Annotated in this window: 12 protein-coding genes and 1 pseudogene; 10 read left to right on the forward strand and 3 right to left on the reverse strand. The window is 73.6% G+C overall.

Translation table 11 applies throughout. The features are described 5' to 3' along the window. Positions 1-32: 32 nt before the first annotated feature. Complete coding sequence (locus HZS56_RS00280; RefSeq protein ID WP_216718557.1) at positions 33-269, reverse strand: hypothetical protein; 237 nt, start codon at positions 267-269, stop codon at positions 33-35. A 342-nt stretch (positions 270-611) separates the two neighbouring features. After that, positions 612-1,274, reverse strand: coding sequence for a helix-turn-helix domain-containing protein (locus tag HZS56_RS00285; protein ID WP_216718677.1), 663 nt, complete (start codon positions 1,272-1,274; stop codon positions 612-614). 424 nt (positions 1,275-1,698) lie between these two features. Between HZS56_RS00285 and HZS56_RS00290 the strand changes: the two genes are divergently transcribed. From HZS56_RS00290 to HZS56_RS00330, 9 genes and pseudogenes are all read left to right on the forward strand, one after another. Further along, a complete protein-coding gene (locus HZS56_RS00290; RefSeq protein WP_216718558.1) occupies positions 1,699-2,358 on the forward strand; it encodes an MmyB family transcriptional regulator in 660 nt (219 codons plus the stop codon). Between the two features lie 90 nt (positions 2,359-2,448). Further along, entirely contained in the window at positions 2,449-3,597 is a 1,149-nt protein-coding gene (locus tag HZS56_RS00295) for an NAD(P)/FAD-dependent oxidoreductase (protein ID WP_216718559.1), read from the forward strand. Further along, positions 3,594-3,893: a (2Fe-2S)-binding protein gene (locus tag HZS56_RS00300; RefSeq protein WP_216718560.1), complete on the forward strand. Its 300-nt coding sequence runs from the start codon at positions 3,594-3,596 to the stop codon at positions 3,891-3,893. Before HZS56_RS00295 ends, HZS56_RS00300 begins: the two co-directional genes overlap by 4 nt. Next, positions 3,883-5,229, forward strand: a pseudogene (locus HZS56_RS00305) (FAD-dependent oxidoreductase); the annotation flags it as partial. The gene HZS56_RS00300 and the pseudogene HZS56_RS00305, both read left to right, overlap by 11 nt. Positions 5,230-5,711: 482 nt before the next feature. Then, the gene (locus HZS56_RS00310; protein WP_216718562.1) at positions 5,712-6,608 is read left to right on the forward strand and encodes a dihydrodipicolinate synthase family protein; all 897 of its coding nucleotides are present in this window, start codon (positions 5,712-5,714) and stop codon (positions 6,606-6,608) included. Between the two features lie 12 nt (positions 6,609-6,620). Then, entirely contained in the window at positions 6,621-7,622 is a 1,002-nt protein-coding gene (locus tag HZS56_RS00315; protein WP_216718563.1) for a proline racemase family protein, read from the forward strand. A 50-nt stretch (positions 7,623-7,672) separates the two neighbouring features. Then, positions 7,673-8,368 carry a GntR family transcriptional regulator gene (locus HZS56_RS00320; protein WP_308407946.1) on the forward strand — a complete coding sequence of 232 codons (696 nt, stop codon included), beginning with the start codon at positions 7,673-7,675 and terminating at the stop codon, positions 8,366-8,368. Between the two features lie 129 nt (positions 8,369-8,497). Next, positions 8,498-9,358: a DUF4132 domain-containing protein gene (locus HZS56_RS00325; RefSeq protein WP_216718564.1), complete on the forward strand. Its 861-nt coding sequence runs from the start codon at positions 8,498-8,500 to the stop codon at positions 9,356-9,358. Further along, the gene (locus HZS56_RS00330) at positions 9,355-14,457 is read left to right on the forward strand and encodes a DNA-binding protein (protein WP_308407947.1); all 5,103 of its coding nucleotides are present in this window, start codon (positions 9,355-9,357) and stop codon (positions 14,455-14,457) included. The genes HZS56_RS00325 and HZS56_RS00330 overlap by 4 nt, the downstream gene beginning before the upstream one ends. Before the next feature lie 159 nt (positions 14,458-14,616). Here the strand turns inward: HZS56_RS00330 and HZS56_RS00335 are convergent, their stop codons facing one another. Next, complete coding sequence (locus tag HZS56_RS00335; RefSeq protein ID WP_216718565.1) at positions 14,617-15,900, reverse strand: MFS transporter; 1,284 nt, start codon at positions 15,898-15,900, stop codon at positions 14,617-14,619. 183 nt (positions 15,901-16,083) lie between these two features. On the opposite strand from HZS56_RS00335, the gene HZS56_RS00340 reads away from it, so the two are divergent. Beyond that, positions 16,084-17,241, forward strand: coding sequence for a tyrosine-type recombinase/integrase (locus HZS56_RS00340; protein WP_253913479.1), 1,158 nt, complete (start codon positions 16,084-16,086; stop codon positions 17,239-17,241). Positions 17,242-17,262 lie beyond the last annotated feature (21 nt).

Raw genomic sequence — 17,262 nt, forward strand, 5'->3', positions numbered from 1 at the left:
GCCCGGCCGGCCCTCGGACCGCCGCTGCCGGGTCACGGGTGGTGACACCACTCGCGCAGCACCCGGAAGAACGCCTCCTCGTTCCCTGCCAGGCCCGCGGCCTCCAGGGCCTGTTCGGCCTCGGCCAGTACCGCGGGTGGGACGACGGGCGGGCGGGGCGGGCCGGCCGCACCCGCCGCGGTGTCGAGACCGGCCCGCACGGTGTGCAGAAGACGCAGGTAGGCCTGGACTGCGGTGCGCTCGTGGTCGGTCAGTACGGCGGTGGTCATCGGTCGGCTCTCCCCACAACGACGTCAGCGGTCACGCACCCCCGCACAGCGGCGGCACCCTCCCAGCTTGCCGCCCACCACTGACAATCCGGCCGAGCCGCGCCACGCGACGCGCCCGCGCGGGGCGTTCGGCCTCTTCCGGCGCCCGCACCGCGCTCAGTGCCGGCTCCACCGGCTCAGGACAGACCGGCCGACTACGGATCAGCCCACTACGGCCCACTACGGCCCACTACGGCCCACCTGGCCCATCTCGGCCCACGACGACCGTAGACGGCTCACAACGGCCCGAAGACAGCCCGCCCACGACGGCCCGAAGACAGCCCACGACGGCCCGAAGACGGCTCACGACTCGGGTCGTTTGACGTTCTCCAGGAGCATGTCCAGCCACTCGGCGACCTTGTCGCGGTGCTGGTCGGTGGGGAGTTGAGCGGCCCGCCAGGCGATGCCGCGCACACCGTGGTCCTGCAGCAGCCGCTCCAGCGGGTCGCCGTCGGCGGCCACCGACGCCTCCCGCTCCCGGTCGGCGAGTTGCTGGAGGAGTTCCTGCTCGGTGTGGCGGAGGGCGCCCGCGAGCGCCTCGGGGTCCTCGGCGGTCAGGAATCCGGCGTGCACCCGGAAGAAGCGCTGGATGGCGTCGCAGTGCTCCATGGTGGGCCGCCGGTCGCCGTTGATCAGCGCGCCGGCCTGCTGCCGCGACATGCCGGCACCGTCGGCGATCTCCTGCTGGGTGTACTTGCGGCCGTTGGGCTTCAGCCGGGTACGGCGCAACAGGTCCAGCCGCTGCACGAACCGGGCCTGCACATCGGGCTCGCCCGCCGGGCGTCCGCCGAGGAGGGACCCGACGACGGACTCCGGGACACCGGAGGCGGCGGACAGGCCACCGACGTCGAAGACCTCGGTGTGCGGCACGCCGAGGCGCTCCGCGAGCGCAGCGACCCTGGCGACGACGGCGGCGAGCACGGTCTGGGGAAGGGACCCCGGCGCTTCGGAGCCACGGCCCTCGATGCCACGGCCCTCGAAGCCCTGCTCCGCGAAACCACCCGGGTCGGGGCCATCACCGTCGGCTTCGCGGCTGTCGGCCCCTCGACCGTCGTAGCCGTACCCTCCGGAGCCAAGCCCTCCGGGTTCGCGGCTTCCGGAATCGTGGCCTCCGGAACCACAACCCGCCGGGCAACGCCCCTCGAAGCCACCCGTCACCGAAAGCTCTCCCACGTCTCTCACAGGCCTCACAGGCTTCTCACAAGCGATTGCCGTGGACTTCCCGGAGAGTAGCCTGCCGCTCGTACCCACATCCAGGTCTCGCCACAACTGTGGCCTATTTCAGCCGTCAACAGGCACGAAATGCCACGATAGTTGACACGCCTCGCGTCGGGGCACCAGGATCGGGACGCCGCGAGAAGGCCGCATAGGCAAGAGGGGTGACCTCCCGATGGCATTTCAGGCAGGAGGGCAGCGGCCGGCGCCGCGGCCTGCTCCCGCGTCCCCCGACGCCCAGGCGTATCTCCAGGACTACGGCACCCTCCTGGAGGCCGTCCCCTTCCCCTCGCTCGTCGTCGACCACCGCTGGGACGTGGTGCTGGCCAACGGTGCCTTCCGGACACTCTTCCAGGGGGTCGGACCGCACCCGACGGCCATGCCGGACGACAACTTCCTCAGGTTCGTCCTCTTCCACCCGGACGCGTCGACCGTCCTCGGCGAGCACGAGTCGAGCTGGTGCCTGCCCATGCTGGCGCACTTCGCCGCCAGCCTGGAGCGTTACGGCCCCGACTCCGGCCTGCAGGCCGTCCGCCGCGACATCGCTCAGGACCCCCTGATGGAGGCCGCCTACCGGCAGGGGCTGCCGCACTGGATCCGCGCCGTCGGCGCGCGGGCCGTCGAGCACGACGGTGCCGTACGTCCGCTGCACCACCCCGACCCGCGCCGGGGATCCACCGAGTGCCGGGTCGTGATCGAAACCCCCCGGGCGCTGGAGGAGTTGGGGTACACGCGGCTGACGCTGGTGCTGCGTGAGCCGCCCCGTGCGCCGCACCGTCCCCCGCGCGCCCGCCGTTCCCCGTCCCACCTGAGGGTCGTCCCCGCGGCCGAGTGACCGCCGGGGACGGAGCCGTGGCCTGCGTCCGCCGCCCCACCTCGCTCCTGCCCTCTTCTCAGCCGGTGTGGTGTGTGACATAGTACTGAGGTGAACGAGTCGCTGACCTGCGATGTTGTCGTGGTCGGGGCCGGGATGACGGGCGCGGCCTGTGCGCTGTACGCCGCCCGCGAGGGCCTCGACGTGATCGTGGTGGACCGTGGCCATGTGGCCGGCGGCACCACCGGAGCGGGCGAGGGCAATCTCCTGGTGTCCGACAAGGAGCCCGGTCCCGAACTGGAACTCGCCCTGCTCTCCGCCCGCCTGTGGCGCGAACTGGCCGGGGAACTGGGCCGGGAGACCGAGTACGAGCAAAAGGGCGGAGTCGTCGTCGCCGAGACCCCCGAGGCGCTGGCCGGTCTCGAGGCCTTCGCCGCCGGTCAACGGGCGGCCGGGGTAACGGCGTTGGGTGTCACCGCAGACCGGCTGCACGACCTGGAGCCCCGGCTCGCCCCCGGGCTCGCGGGCGCCGTGCACTATCCGCAGGACGCCCAGGTCATGCCGGCCCTGGCCGCCGCCCACCTGCTGCGCGCGTCCGGCGCCCGGCTGCGCACCGGCCGCACGGTGACCGGCGTTCTGCGCGGCCCCGGCGGTGCCGTGCGCGGTGTGCGCACCGAACGGGGCGACGTGCACGCCCCGTTCGTCGTCAACGCCGCCGGACCGTGGGGCGGCGAGGTGGCCGCCCTCGCCGGCGTACGGCTGCCGGTACTCCCGCGGCGCGGCTACGTCCTGGTCACCGAGCCGCTGCCGCCCCGCATCCGGCACAAGGTGTACGCCGCGGACTACGTCGCCGACGTCGCCAGCGACTCGGCCGACCTGCAGACCTCCCCGGTCGTGGAGGGAACCGCCGCCGGACCGGTCCTCATCGGTGCCAGCCGGGAGCGGGTCGGCTTCGACCGGTCCGTGTCGCTGCCCGCACTGCGCGCACTGGCGGCCGGGGCGACCCGGCTGTTCCCCTTCCTCACCCGTGTGCGGGCCCTGCGCACCTACGCCGGCTTCCGGCCGTATCTCCCCGACCACCTGCCTGCGATCGGGGCCGACCCCGGGGCGCCCGGGCTCTTCCACGCGTGCGGGCACGAGGGCGCGGGCATCGGCCTGGCCACCGGCACCGGCCACGTGATCGCCGGGCTGCTGACCGGCCGGGAACCCCTGCTCGACCCCGCCCCGTTCCGTCCCGACCGCTTCGAGGAGGCCCGGTGAATCCCCTGCGACTGGTCCGGGCGCGGCCCAAACCCGCCTTCACGGTCACCGTCGACGGCCGGACGGTCGAGGCACTGCCCGGCCGGACAGTCGCCGCCGCGCTGTGGGCGGCCGGCGTCACCTCCTGGCGCACCACCCGGGGATCCGGCCGGCCGCGCGGCGTGTTCTGCGGCATCGGCGTCTGCTTCGACTGCCTGGTCACCGTCAACGACCGCCCGAACCAACGGGCCTGCCTGGTCCCCGTACGGCCGGGCGACGTGATCCGTACCCAGGAGGGCACCGGACATGAGGACTGAACTCGTGGTCGTCGGGGCCGGTCCGGCCGGTCTCGCGGCGGCGCTGGCGGCGGACGCGCGGGGCGTGCACGTCACGGTCCTGGACGCCGCGGACGGGCCCGGCGGCCAGTACTTCCGCCAGCCCGCGGCCGAGCTGAACGCCCGGCGGCCCCGGGCCCTGCACCACCAGTGGCGCACCTGGGAGCGGCTGCGGGACGGACTCGCCGCGAGCGGCGTACGCCTGCTGACCGGCCATCACGTGTGGACCGTGACCGCCGGGTCCGGCACCTTCACCGTGCACGCGCTGCTCGGGCCCGAAGAGGACCAGCCCGCCACCGTGCACGCCGACGCCGTACTGCTCGCCACCGGAGGCCACGAACACGTCCTGCCCTTCCCCGGCTGGACCCTCCCCGGCGTCGTCACCGCCGGCGGAGCCCAGGCGATGCTCAAGCACGGCCTCGTGGTGCCCGGACGGACCGCGGTCGTCGCCGGAACCGGCCCCCTGCTGCTCCCGGTGGCGACCGGCCTCGCGGCGGCCGGGACCCGGGTGTCCGCACTCGTGGAGTCGGCGGACCCGCGCCGGGTCGCCCGCCACGCCCGCGCCCTGGCCGGCAAGCTGCCCGAGGGCGCCGGACACGCCGCCCGGCTGCTGCGCCACCGCGTCCGCCCCCTCGCCCGGCACACCGTCGTCCGCGCCCACGGCGAGGACCGTCTGACCGGCGTCACCGTAGCCGCCCTCGACGCCGAAGGACGCGTCCGGCGCGGCACCGGGCGGTACCTGCCCTGCGACACGCTCGCCGTCGGCCACGGCATGCTCCCGCAGACCGACCTCGCCGAAGGACTCGGCTGCCGCCGGGACGGGCCGACGGTGACCGTCGACGACGAACAGCGCACGAGCGTCCCCGGCGTCTGGGCCGCGGGGGAGACCACGGGCGTCGGCGGTGCCTCCCTCGCCCTCGCCGAGGGGCACATCGCCGGACGCTCGGCCGCCGCCCGGCTGCGCGGCGCCGTGCCCGACCCCGCGGGGTGGGCACCGGCCGCGCGCACCCGCGAGTCGCTGCGCACGGGCGCCGCCGCCCTCGACGACGCGTTCGCCCCGCCCGCCCACTGGACCGAACAGGTCGCCGACGACACCGTCGTGTGCCGCTGCGAGGAGGTCACCGCCGGTGCCGTCCGTGCGGCCGCCGACGACCTGGGCGCGGGAGACGTCCGTACCGTGAAGCTGCTCACCCGGGCCGGGATGGGCTGGTGCCAGGGACGGATGTGCGCCACCGCCGTCGCCGGTCTCGCCGGCTGCCGACCGGACGCGCCCCGGCGGCCGTTCGCCCGCCCCGTCCCCCTCGGCGTCCTCGCCCGGACACCCCTCGACCAGCCCCCGCAGGACCATTCGCCGACCGGCCATTCGTCGACCGGCCATTCGTCGACCGGCCACTCGCTGACCGACCGGTCCTCGTCGGGGCAGGAGCAGCCCTCCTCGGACCGGCCCTCGTCCGAACAGCCCCTGTCCGGCCGGTCCTCGTCCGACCTGCCCGCGTCGGACCGGTCGGCGTCCGACCTGCCCACGCCCGAGCAGCGCACGCCCGGCCTGTCCACGCCCGACCTGTCCACGTCCGACCTGCCCACCCCCGAGCAGCGCACGCCCGGCCGGCCCACGTCCCGCCGGCCCACGTCAGGCCCGCCCCCGACCGGGTAGTCCGGGTAGTCCGCGTCCGGGTGGTCCGCGTCCGGGCGCCCCCGCCCGGACACCTCGCGCGCACGAACCGCTCCCGGCCGCCGCCCTCCCGAACGAGCGACCCCACGAGGCCGGTTCACCCCGAACCGTCCTGAGGAAGGATTCCCATGACCGACCCCCGCCCCCGCCCCTGGCGCGGCGTTCTCGTCGCCACCGCCCTCCCCCTCAACGACGACCTCTCCGTCGACTACGACGCCTACGCCGAGCACTGCGCCTGGCTCGTCGCCAACGGCTGCGACGGCGTCGTGCCCAACGGCTCCCTCGGCGAGTACCAGGTGCTCACCCCCGAGGAACGCACCCGCGTCGTCGAGACCGCGGTCGCGGCGATCGGCGGACGGCGTGTCATGCCCGGTGTCGCGGCCTACGGCTCGGCGGAGGCCCGCCGCTGGGCCGAGCAGGCGCGCGAGGCGGGCTGCGGCGCGGTGATGCTGCTGCCGCCCAACGCCTACCGTGCCGACGAGCGTTCGGTCCTCGCCCACTACGCCGAGGTCGCGAAGGCGGGCCTGCCGGTCGTCGCGTACAACAACCCCGTCGACACCAAGGTCGACCTGGTGCCCGAACTGCTCGCCCAGCTGCACGGCGAGGGCCACATCCAGGGTGTGAAGGAGTTCTCGGGCGACGTCCGCCGCGCCTACCGCATCGCCGAACTCGCCCCGGAACTCGACCTGCTGGTCGGCGCCGACGACGTCCTCCTGGAGCTGGCGCTCGCGGGCGCCAAGGGCTGGGTCGCCGGTTACCCCAACGCGCTGCCCGCCGCCTGCGTCGAGCTGTACCGCGCGGCGGCCGCGGGCGACCTGGCCACGGCGGAACCGCTCTACCGGCAGCTGCACCCGCTGCTGCGCTGGGACTCGAAGGTCGAGTTCGTGCAGGCCATCAAAGTGTCCATGGACCTGGCCGGGAGGCACGGCGGATCCTGCCGCCCGCCGCGCGTTCCGCTGCTGCCCGCCCAGGAGGCGGCCGTGCGCGCCGCCACCGAGAAGGCCCTCGCGGCCGGACTGGCGTAGGGGAGCAGCGCCGTGCGCAGCAAACTCGTCCTGCACGCCGTCGACTCGCACACCGAGGGCATGCCCACCCGGGTGATCACCGGCGGTATCGGCACCGTCCCCGGCGCCACCATGAACGAACGGCGGCTGTACTTCCGCGAACACCGCGACGACGTCAAACAGTTGCTGATGAACGAGCCGCGCGGCCACGCCGCCATGAGCGGCGCGGTCCTCCAGCCGCCCACCCGGCCCGACTGCGACTGGGGCGTCGTCTACATCGAGGTCTCCGGCTACCTCCCCATGTGCGGGCACGGCACGATCGGCGTGGCGACCGTCCTGGTGGAGACCGGCATGGTCGAGGTGAGCGAACCGGTCACCACCATCCGCCTCGACACCCCGGCCGGGGTCGTCGTCGCCGAGGTGGCCGTGGAGGACGGCGCGGCCAGGGCCGTGACCCTGCGCAACGTGCCCGCCTTCGCCGTCGGCCTGGACCGCGAGGTCACCCTGCCCGACGGCCGGACGGTCACGTACGACCTCGCCTACGGCGGCAACTTCTACGCCGTCCTGCCGCTGGAGCGGCTCGGGCTGCCCTTCGACCGGTCCCGCAAGGACGAGATCCTCGCCGCCGGTCTGTCCCTGATGGCTGCCATCAACGCCGAGGGTGAACCCGTCCACCCGGAGGACCCGTCCATCCGTGGCTGCCACCATGTACAGGTGACCGCACCCGACGCCACCGCCCGCCACTCCAGGCACGCCATGGTGATCCACCCCGGCTGGTTCGACCGCTCGCCCTGCGGCACCGGCACCAGCGCCCGCATGGCCCAGCTGCACGCCCGGGGCGAACTGCCGCTGCACACCGAGTTCGTGAACGAGTCCTTCATCGGCACCCGGTTCACCGGACGCCTGCTCGGCACCACCGACGTCGCCGGACAGCCCGCCGTCCTGCCCAGCTTCACCGGCCGCGCCTGGATCACCGGTACCGCCCAGTACCTGCTGGACCCCGAGGACCCGTTCCCCGCGGGGTTCGTGCTGTGACCGCCACCGGCCCCGTGCCGCACCCTCCGCCCCTGCCGTACCCACCACCCGTGCCGCACCCCCGGCCCGCCCTGCCCGTCCTGGGCAGCCGCAAGCCCAGCCACCGCGAGCGGGTCGCCGAGGCGCTGCGGGCCGCCCTCATCGCGGGCGAACTGCGGCCCGGCGAGGTCTACTCGGCTCCCGGCCTGGCCGCCCGCTTCGGCGTCTCCGCGACCCCGGTCCGCGAGGCCATGCTCGACCTCGCCAAGGAAGGGCTCGTCGACACGGTGCCCAACAAGGGCTTCCGGGTCACCGCCGTATCCGAGCGCCAGCTCGACGAGTACACGCACATCAGGTCGCTCATCGAGATCCCGACCACCGCCGCACTCGCCGTCGGTGCCGACGCCGTCGCGCTCGAGGCACTGCGCCCGGTCGCCGAGGAGATCGTCACGTCGGCGGCGGCCGGCGACCTCATCGCGTACGTCGACGCCGACCTCCGCTTCCACCTCGGGCTGCTGGCCCTGGCCGGCAACGCCCACCTGGTGGAGGTGGTACGGGACCTGCGCCGCCGCTCCCGGCTGTACGGGCTGACGGCGCTGGTGGAGCAGGGGCGGCTCCAGGCGTCGGCGGAGGAGCACCTGGAGATCCTCGACGCGCTGCTCGCCCGCGACGAGGACGCCGTGCGCGCCGTGATGACCCGGCACCTGGGCCACGTGCGCGGGCTGTGGGCGGCCGGGGCCGGCGAGGCGGCGGAACAGACGACCTGAAAGGTCGCCGGCGAGGGGGACTGTCGGTGGGTGCCCCTAGTCTTTCGGCACCGTCACAGGGGGTGCGCCGGCCGGGGCCGTCCCGGGGTGCCGTGGCGGGTTCCGAGCCGTGGGAGAGGCGAAGCACTGATGGGTTGGCTGGCAGCGGGCGACACGTACCAAGTCGCTCTGGTGGAGGGCCGGGTGGTGGCCCGGTCCGCGTCGGGCGGGAAGCCGGGACGGACCGTGCCCGCGGAGATACGGGACCGTGCGGAAGTGCTCGAACTCCAGCGGTTCGGCGAGTGGCTGGACCGTCACGCGGCCGACTGCGCGGCGCAGGTCACCACCTGGATGGTGTCCGCGCTGCCGGTGCCGACGGGACTGCTCGCCCAGGTCTGGCCCGACGAGGCGTGGCAGGCTGCGCTGCGCGACATCGTCGTGGTGGGTGACGGCCCCGGCGAGGTCGGTCTGCTGCGCGGCGCCGACCCGGCGGACGGGCTGCGGCTGGTGAACCGGGACGGCGGGACCGTGTCCGTGGCGGCCCCGACGGTCACCATGCCCCATCCGGTGCTCCTCCCGGACCTGGAGGGGCTGCGGACCTTCGCCGCCGGACTGGGCGTGCTGCAGGGGGTGGAACAACTGCACCGGGCCACCTGGCGCAAACCGGCCGCGATCACCGAACGGGACTACGTCGTCACGGAGTTCGCCGAAGCGGAGTACCGCTCGTGGTTCCACCTCGCCTCCCGTGCCACCGCCCTCGGCTACCAGGTGTCCGGCAGCAGCGTCGTGGCACGGATCAGGGACGCCGGGCGCGTCTTCACCGCCTCCGTCGCGATGAGCGACCCCTACACCGAGGACAAGGCCTGGACCGGAAACCTGGGCTGGTACGACGAGGACGGGCAGCGGCGCCTGCCGCTGTCCGACGTCGGGCCCCTCGCCTGGTCGGAGGGCATGCGCATGGCCGCGGCCCTGCACGCGGGCCGCACGACGACCACGGACGGCGCCGAGTGAACGGGACGGCGGACACCGCGGCGGACACCGGGGAGAGGCACGCCACGACGAACGACGGCGCCGCCCGGAACACGGCGGAGGCACAGGTGGAGGAGCTGCTGCGGGCCGGTGCGGTGCTGCCGCCGGGCACCACCGGCGGAGGCGACCGGGCCGTGCCCGTGTTCACCCGCGCCTTCCGGCACCCGGGGGTGGACGGCAGGGTCGTCGTACGGCTGGGCGCGGGCGACCCGCCCGACGGGTTCCTGGGGCTGCGGCCCGAGGGCGAGCCCGTCGAGGTCGGGATCGGACAGCAACGGGCCATGGGTTTCCCCGAGTGGGTGCTGGTCAGACACCCTTCCGACGGGCATCTGGCGATGTCCCTGGTCGCGGAGATGAAAAAGGTCGCACGGACGGTGCGGTCCCGGGCGAGGAAGGCCCGCGCCGCCTACGAGTCGATCGGGGAGCGCCTGGCGGGCTCGGTGCCGCACTTCCTGCCCACCTTCTACGAGGAGGCCGGCCGGGTGTTCCTGGCCGCCGACGAGCGGGCGTACGCCGCCCAGATGTTCGTCAATGCGCGCAAGGCCGAGACGGCACACGCGCTGCCGTTCGACGAGGCCCGCATGGACACCGTCTTCCTGGAGTTCGCCCTCGCCGGCGCCATGCCGACCAAGGTGCTCTCCAGCTACGCCAAGGGCCTCACGTCCCGGGTGCCGGCCGCGACGGCGTTCCGGCACCTGCGCGGGCTCTTCGTCCGGCTGGCCGCACACGGACTGCCCCCGTCCAGTCCGGGCGCGGCCGACCTGCGGCGGCTCGCGAAGGCCGCCGCGGGCAAGGACGCGCAGGTGGGGGAGACGGAGTACCTGCGGGAGATGCTGACGCTGCCCGGCACCGTCAAGGCACCGGCCGGCTGGTGGAAGGCGCACCGGGCCGCCCTGGTCGCACTGACCCGCAGCGAGCCCGCGGTCCGCGGCACCCTGCTCGGGATGCTGCCCTCGGAGTGGGAGCGGGAGGAGCTGGACCAGTGGCTCGACCTGCTGGAGAAGACCGGGGCAGTCGCCGGTCTGCACGACGCGGGCCTGCCCCCCGAGGTCCGTTCCCCCGACGGCACCGCGGGCTGGCTCAGCCGGTTCCTCGAACGGTGCGAGGCCACCAGGCGCGCCTTCGCACCGGCCGGCCTGTACCCGCTCGTCGACCGGCTGGCCGACACCATCCGCGCCGAACTGGCCGAAACGGGAGGTTCGTTGCCGGCTCTGACGGGCAACGTCGACCTCCTCGACCAGCTCCTGGCCCTGCGCATCCCGGTCGCGGACCCGGCCGGACGCTCCCTCGACCTCGACAGCTGGGCGAAGCGCGAGCAGCGACGCGACCTCGAGGCCCTGGCGGCCGACCCCCGCTTCCGGGACGCCTTCCTGGGCGGCTGCCCCACCAGGAACTGGGACGGCAGAGGCGAACGCACGGTCCTCGCGCTGGCGGGGACGCCGGGCGGACGGAGACTGCTGGCACCCTGGGTGGCCGGCGTCTGCGGTGCGGCCGTACGCCTGAACCTGGCCGAGGCCAGGGGCTTGCACAGTCCGCTCGAAACGCTCCAGTGGCTGCCCGGAGCGGCCCTGGCCACCGTGGAGCAGCAGGTGCGCGACACGCTCGCCGCCACTGTGGCCCCGACTCTCGCCCGCACCCTGCGGGACGGAATCCTCGACGAACTGGGCTGGCCCGCCTGGGACGAGGCGGTCGGCACACCCGCCTCCCGGGACGAGGCGAGGAAGACGCGGGTGGGTGAGGCCTGGCCGCACCTGATCGTCCTCAACGGCACCCGGGCCCGGGTGATCGGTCCCGAGGGCACCGTGCTGAACCACGAGCTGCGCCTGCCGGACGGGGTGCCCCCCGGGCACTGCGACCTCCGGTACGTGGACGGGGCGCTCCTCGTCACCTGGTACTCGTTCGACACGCACGACTCGCGCGGATTCTGGTACCGCGCCGATGCCGATGCCGGTCCGCCGTCACCGGTACCGGTGGAGGGCGACGTCCGCTACGGCGACCTGTGCGCCGCGGACGGGTCCGGCGGGACGAACGGCATGCCGCCCGCCTCCCTCCCCCTCCCCGGCGGCGGCCGGACCACCGGCCACGGCGTGCTGCGCAGGGGCGACACACACGTGCCGCACCGGCGGCAGGTGATCGGTGACGGCACTTCGTACTGGGTGTGGATCAGGGACTACTCCGACGAGACCAACAGCGACTGGCACACGTACGACCCGGTCGCCGACGCGCCGGGGGAGCGCGGCGGGCCCGACTGGTTCCGCGAGGGGCTGCGCGCGGCGCCCGAGGGGAGCACCCTGGAGGCCTGCCGGCTGCTGCCCGCCCCGTCCGTCGTGCCGGGGCCGCTGTCCGCACCGGTGGACGGGCTGCTCGGCTGGCGCACGGTCCGGCTGCCCGACGGCTCCTGGCGCGGCGAGGACCTGGCCGGCCGCACGGTCGTCGTGCCGCCCGGCCTCGGACAACGCCCGGAGAACGTGCTGCAGTACCCCGGCACCGACCGGCTCCTGACCGTGAACGAGGCGTCCCGGCAGGTTCAAGTGCGCGACCCCGAAGGCGCGTTGGTCGGCGACACGGGCAACGGTCACGCGGCCGGACCCTTCAGCGCGGGCACCCCCTTGATGCCGCCCCTGCGCTACTGGCACCTGCTGCGGCCACGCGACCCGAAGGGCTCCGCCGCACTGCGCGGGATCGGCGAGGACACGGCGGCGGCGCTGCTGACGGCGGCCGTGGCGGAGCCGCCCGCTCAGGAACAGCCCACGCAGGAGCCGCCCGCTCAGGAACCGGAGGAGGGCGGCACGACCAGCGGGCGTGAGGCGCTGCCCGGCCTGGTCCGCACCCTGCTGCCGGACGTCGAACACGAGGCGCTGCGCGCGGGAATCACCGGCGTGGTGCGGTACGCGGCCGTGCAGCAGCGCATCCTGGACGCGGCACTCGCCCGGCTCGACACCGCGATCGCGGGCACCGCCGTCCCGGACAGGCCCAGGCAGAAGGTGGGCGACGAACTGCTCGAAGCGGCGGTGAACGGCGTCGGCCTGACCGGCCGTGGCCGGCGCCCCCGGTACTACCGATCCGACCACCGCATCTACGACCTGCCGGGCCTGCTGGGCCGGTCGATGCGGGGCACGGCGGAGCCCGTTCCCCCGGGCCGCACCCATCTCGGCGTCGAACAGCAGAAGTCGCTGGGCAAGGTGGACGCCCTGGCCCTGCCGGAGTTGCCCGCGGTCGTCGCGCTGCGGGCCGGTGCGCAGTCCACCCCGGACGAGCACCGGGAGGCGCTGCGGGCGTTCCTCGCGGAGTTCGACGAGCAGGGACTCACGGATCTGGACCCCGGCCACTGGCGCAGGGTCAGGCTCCGGCTGGACCAGAGCCTGTTCGAGGTACCCGACGCCCTGGGGTGCCACACGAACGAGACCGTGCTGGACCTCGGCGGCGGCGCGTTCCTGCTCTTCACCGACCGGGCGTCCCGGTTCCTCAGCGCATGGGACACGGAGGACTGCACGACGGGGAGGTGCTACGGAGCGGTTTTCCACGATCCCTCCGGCCGGTTCGAGACACCCGCCCCGTACACCCTGGTCGCCGACGGGCCGTTCGTGCGGGGGCCGGTCCGCCCGGCCGGCTGGGCCGCCGCGTTCCTCACCGAGCTCGCCGAACGCGGGCCGGCGCCCTGGTACCCGGCCGTCGCCGAGGAGTTCGCGCGGCTCACCGGCGTCACCCCGACCATGGCCAGGCTGGTGGTCGCGGGCCTGCCCCGGGTCGACGACGAGCGGGAGGCGGTGCCCCCGGCGACGCTGCGGACGATCGCGGTGAAGACGACCGACGCGAGCGTGGCCAAGGACGAACTGCGCCGCCTCGACGCGGGTGCCCGGCAGGCCGTCGTGGCGGCACTGCTCCCCGGCGACCCGTCCCGGCTGTGGACCCACGGCCCCGACGCGGCCCGCGCGGCCGAGGTCTGGAACGAGCGGCTGGGCAGGCGCACCCCCGTGGCCGAGGACGTGGTGCACGACGCCGTCCGCACCGTGGACTCGCCGGGATGGGCGCCGGGCGCGGCCCTGCGGGGCTTCGTCGACCTGGCCACCGAACCCCGGTTGACGCGGGACCTGACCTGGAGTTTCGGACCGTACCACCTCGAAAGCGGGGAACGGTGCCCCGGCTTCGACAACGACGTCCTGAAGGGTTCGGTGGCCCTGGCCGCGTGGCTCGCCCACCGCCTCCCCTCCGGCGACCCGGTACGCGCCGTCCTGCCCCGCGTACTGACCGCGCTGCACGAGCGGCTGTCGCACCCCGGCCTGCTGCTCGCCCTCGACCGGCGCACGGACCCGGCGGAGTTCCGGCGGACGGTCGGAGACCCGGTGCACAGCGGTGACGGCATCGAGCGCTACGGGGCGGTCGAGTTCGACACCAACGGGTACAAGCCGATCGCGGCCGTGCGTCCGGCCCTGCTCGACGCCGACGGCCACGAACCGTATCTGGCGGCGCTGTTCACCGGCGCACGGCCGGACGCCCAGGAGACCGCCCTGCGTCTGGTCCACGACGGGCGCTTCGCGGAACTGCTCGCCGACCCCGGGGACCCGGCGGCCGGTGAGCGCGACCGGGACGGGCTGTGGTGGCCGCAGGATCCCGCCCGGTCGGTGCCTGACCTCGTCACGGAGGTCGCCGGGCGCTACGGGCTCGGTGCGGACGCCGCCGTCCTGTACCTGATGCTGCTTGCGATGCCCGACCCCACCGACCGCAACACCGCCCGCTGGACCGGCTGGGGCGGACAACGCGGCGGCACCGCCCGGCTCCGTGCCGCCCGCGCCGAACTCGCCGCCACCGACCTCGTGGTGGAGGGCAGCCGTGCCAAGGCCGGACGCTCGCTGTTCCTGCCCGGCGGCTGGACCCGGCCCGGTCACCCGCACCAGCCGCTGGAGCGGTGGAAGCTGCCGCTGTACGACGTGCTCGACGGCGAGACGCCCGTCCTGGGCGTCGTCGTGCCCACCCGGCCCGTCGACGGCCTGTACCGGGAGGCCTGGCAGCGCGTCCGGAAGGGCGACGGGCCGCAGCTGGAGGAACTGGAGGTGCCGCGACCGCGCGGGCGTCGCCGCTGAGTTCCACCCCCGCGGGGACGGCCACCACCAGCGGCCTCCCCGCCGTACCCAGTCGCCGTAACGCGGGCGACGTGCGGCGGGCGACGTACGGCGTACGGCCCCGCGCCCGCCCTCGCCCCGGCTGCCCCGGCCGCCCCCCCGGGCGTCAGGCGTAAGACATCAGCGTTCCAGCTTCTTGTGCGCCGTCTCCGGCAGCCGCAGGTACACCAGGGAGGACAGCAGGCACAGGACGGCGACGTACCAGGGGAAGAGCCCGGAGTGCCCCAGGTCCTTGAAGAGCGTCCCCACGTACGGCGCCGTGCCGCCGAACAGCGCCACCGTGAGCGAGTACGGGAAGCCGATCCCGGCCGCCCGCACCCGGGGTGGGAAGATCTCGGCGTTGACGGCGGCGCTGATGGAGGTGAAGCCGGTCAGCAGGACCATGCCGGCGCACTGCACGAGGAGCAGCACGGCGAAGGAGTCGCGCAGCAGATGCAGCAGCGGCACGCTCAGCAGGGCGAAGCCCACGCCGAAGAAGAGCAGCAGAGGGCGGCGTCCGAAACGGTCGGAGAGCATCCCGCCGAGCGGCTGGAGCAGGGCGAAGAAGGCCAGCGAGAGGGTGCCCGCCAGCAGCGCGTCCGACTTGGCGACGCCCGCGTTGAGTTCGGCGTACGTCGGCAGATAGGACGTCCAGGTGTAGTAGGCGAGGGTGCCGCCCGCCGTGATGCCGCAGATCAGCAGCGACTGGCGCGGATGGCGGCGCAACGCCTCGAAGAGTCCCGGCCGCGGCGCCCGTTGCTGTTCGGCGCTGCGGGTCTCCTGCGCGCCCTGCCGGATCCAGAAACCGACGAGACTGAGGACGGCCCCGAACACGAACGGCAGACGCCATCCCCAGCCGTTCATCCGGTCCTCGCTCAGCGTGTCCACGAGCACCGTCGCGATCCCCGACGCGACGAGCTGCCCGGCCGTCGTCGAGACGTACTGGAAACTGGAGAACAGGCCGCGCCTGCCCGGCCCCGCCGACTCCACCAGGAAGGTCGTCGAGGCCGCGAACTCGCCGCCGACCGAGAGGCCCTGGAGCAGACGCGCCAGGACCAGCACGGCGGGCGCCAGCACACCGGCCGTCGCGTACGTCGGAGTCAGTCCCACCAGCAGACTGCTGCCGCCCATCAGCAGGATCGTGACGGTCAGTGCCGCGCGCCGCCCGCGCCGGTCCGCGATCGCGCCCATCAGCAGCCCGCCGACGGGCCGCATGAAGAAGCCCACCGCGAACACGGCGAACGTCGACAGCAGCGGCACCAGCGAGTTGTCCGCGCCCTCGGGGAAGACCTGGTCCGCGATGTAGGTGGCGAGGAAGGTGTAGGCGTACCAGTCGTACCACTCGACGGCGTTGCCGACGGAGGCGGCGAGGAGCTGTCGGACCGGGTGGGCGGGAGGGGCCGCAGTCGTGATCGTCTCTGTCATGATCCTGACGCTAACCTCGGAAACTCCCAGCTCACACGCGGTTTGACCGAGTCGACACATTGATGTCACTCGGGCCGCACCGCCGCGGCCGACGAGCCGCGCCGTTTGGTGCGGCCGTAGATCGAAACCACAATCACGGGCGCTGAGTCAGCAAAAGGTCAGCAAGAGCCCGAGGTCAGTACATTGCCAGCAATCCCCAAGCAGCTCGCCCGCGGCATGGGCACGTTCGCCAAGCCGTGCGGCTGCAGCCAGCCCACCCGCTGCCAGCACCCGTACTTCATCCGCTACCGCGACGCGGCCGGGAAGCAGCGGGAAGAGTCCGGCTTCCGCACGCAGGACGCCGCCAAGGAGCGGCTCGTCGAGCTGTACGCGCGAAAGTCCAGCACCCCTGCATCCAAGGCTGAGCTCATCCGCCACTACGGGCAGATGCGGTTCGAGGACTTCATCGGTGACTACATGGGCCGACAGCGGCGCCTCGCGTACGGCACGGCCTACGAGTACGAGCACCTCGCGCGGAACCACCTGATCCCGGAGCTCGGGTCACGTCGTGTGGAGACCTTCAGCCCGATGGTGGTGGAGAACTTCCTCACGACGATGGACCGCCTGGGAACACCTGACCCCACTCAGTTCAAGGTCTACGTCTTCCTCAAGACGCTCCTGCTCGACGCCCACCGCAAGGGCGCGATCGAAGAGCACCCCCTGCAGGACGTCGACGCGCCGCAGTACGAGGCCGAGCGGGCCATCGTGCCCACCAAGGAGCAGATCGCCGGCATCAAGGCGGCCGCAGACCACGACCGCTTCTCGATGTTCGTGGACATGATGGCCGGCTGCGGTCTGCGCAACGGAGAGGCACTGGCCCTGAACGTGAACAACATCGTGGCCGACGACGTCTACCGCGTCACGGAGCAGGTCCACTACCGGACGAAGAGCATTGAGAAGCTCAAGCACAGGAAGCGCGGGCAGTTCCGTGAGGTCCCGCTGCCCCGCAGCATCCGAGAAGCGATCGAGCGCTTCGTCGAACAGCACGGAACCACCGACGACGGGTATGTCCTCCAGGGGACCCGTGCGAAGCACATGAACCACAGCACGATCAACTACATCTGGTACCGGAAGCTGCCGGGCAAGGAGGTGGACATTCCCGAAGGCATGTCGATCTACGGGTACCGGCACTTCTTCGCGGCGAACTGCCTGGCACACAACATCCCCATCACCGATGTCGCCGAGTGGATGGGACACAAAAGCATCGAGGTGACGTTCCGGATCTACCGTCACCTCATGCCGGCTTCGGTCGGCCGGGCGGCGCGGCTTCTCGACCGAGGTCTGCACGACCTTGCGGCCTGATGGAGACGGCGAAGACCTCGC

It is taken from the genome of Streptomyces mayonensis (assembly GCF_018982965.1).
Lineage (GTDB): Bacteria > Actinomycetota > Actinomycetes > Streptomycetales > Streptomycetaceae > Streptomyces > Streptomyces mayonensis.

What these genes read in the sequence shown, in the direction of transcription:
- HZS56_RS00325 (WP_216718564.1), top strand. Translation starts at nt 8,498, where the DNA reads ATGGGTTGGCTGGCAGCGGGCGACACGTACCAAGTCGCTCTGGTGGAG.
- HZS56_RS00310 (WP_216718562.1), top strand. Translation starts at nt 5,712, where the DNA reads ATGACCGACCCCCGCCCCCGCCCCTGGCGCGGCGTTCTCGTCGCCACC.
- HZS56_RS00290 (WP_216718558.1), top strand. Translation starts at nt 1,699, where the DNA reads ATGGCATTTCAGGCAGGAGGGCAGCGGCCGGCGCCGCGGCCTGCTCCC.
- HZS56_RS00335 (WP_216718565.1), bottom strand. Translation starts at nt 15,900, where the DNA reads ATGACAGAGACGATCACGACTGCGGCCCCTCCCGCCCACCCGGTCCGA.
- HZS56_RS00280 (WP_216718557.1), bottom strand. Translation starts at nt 269, where the DNA reads ATGACCACCGCCGTACTGACCGACCACGAGCGCACCGCAGTCCAGGCC.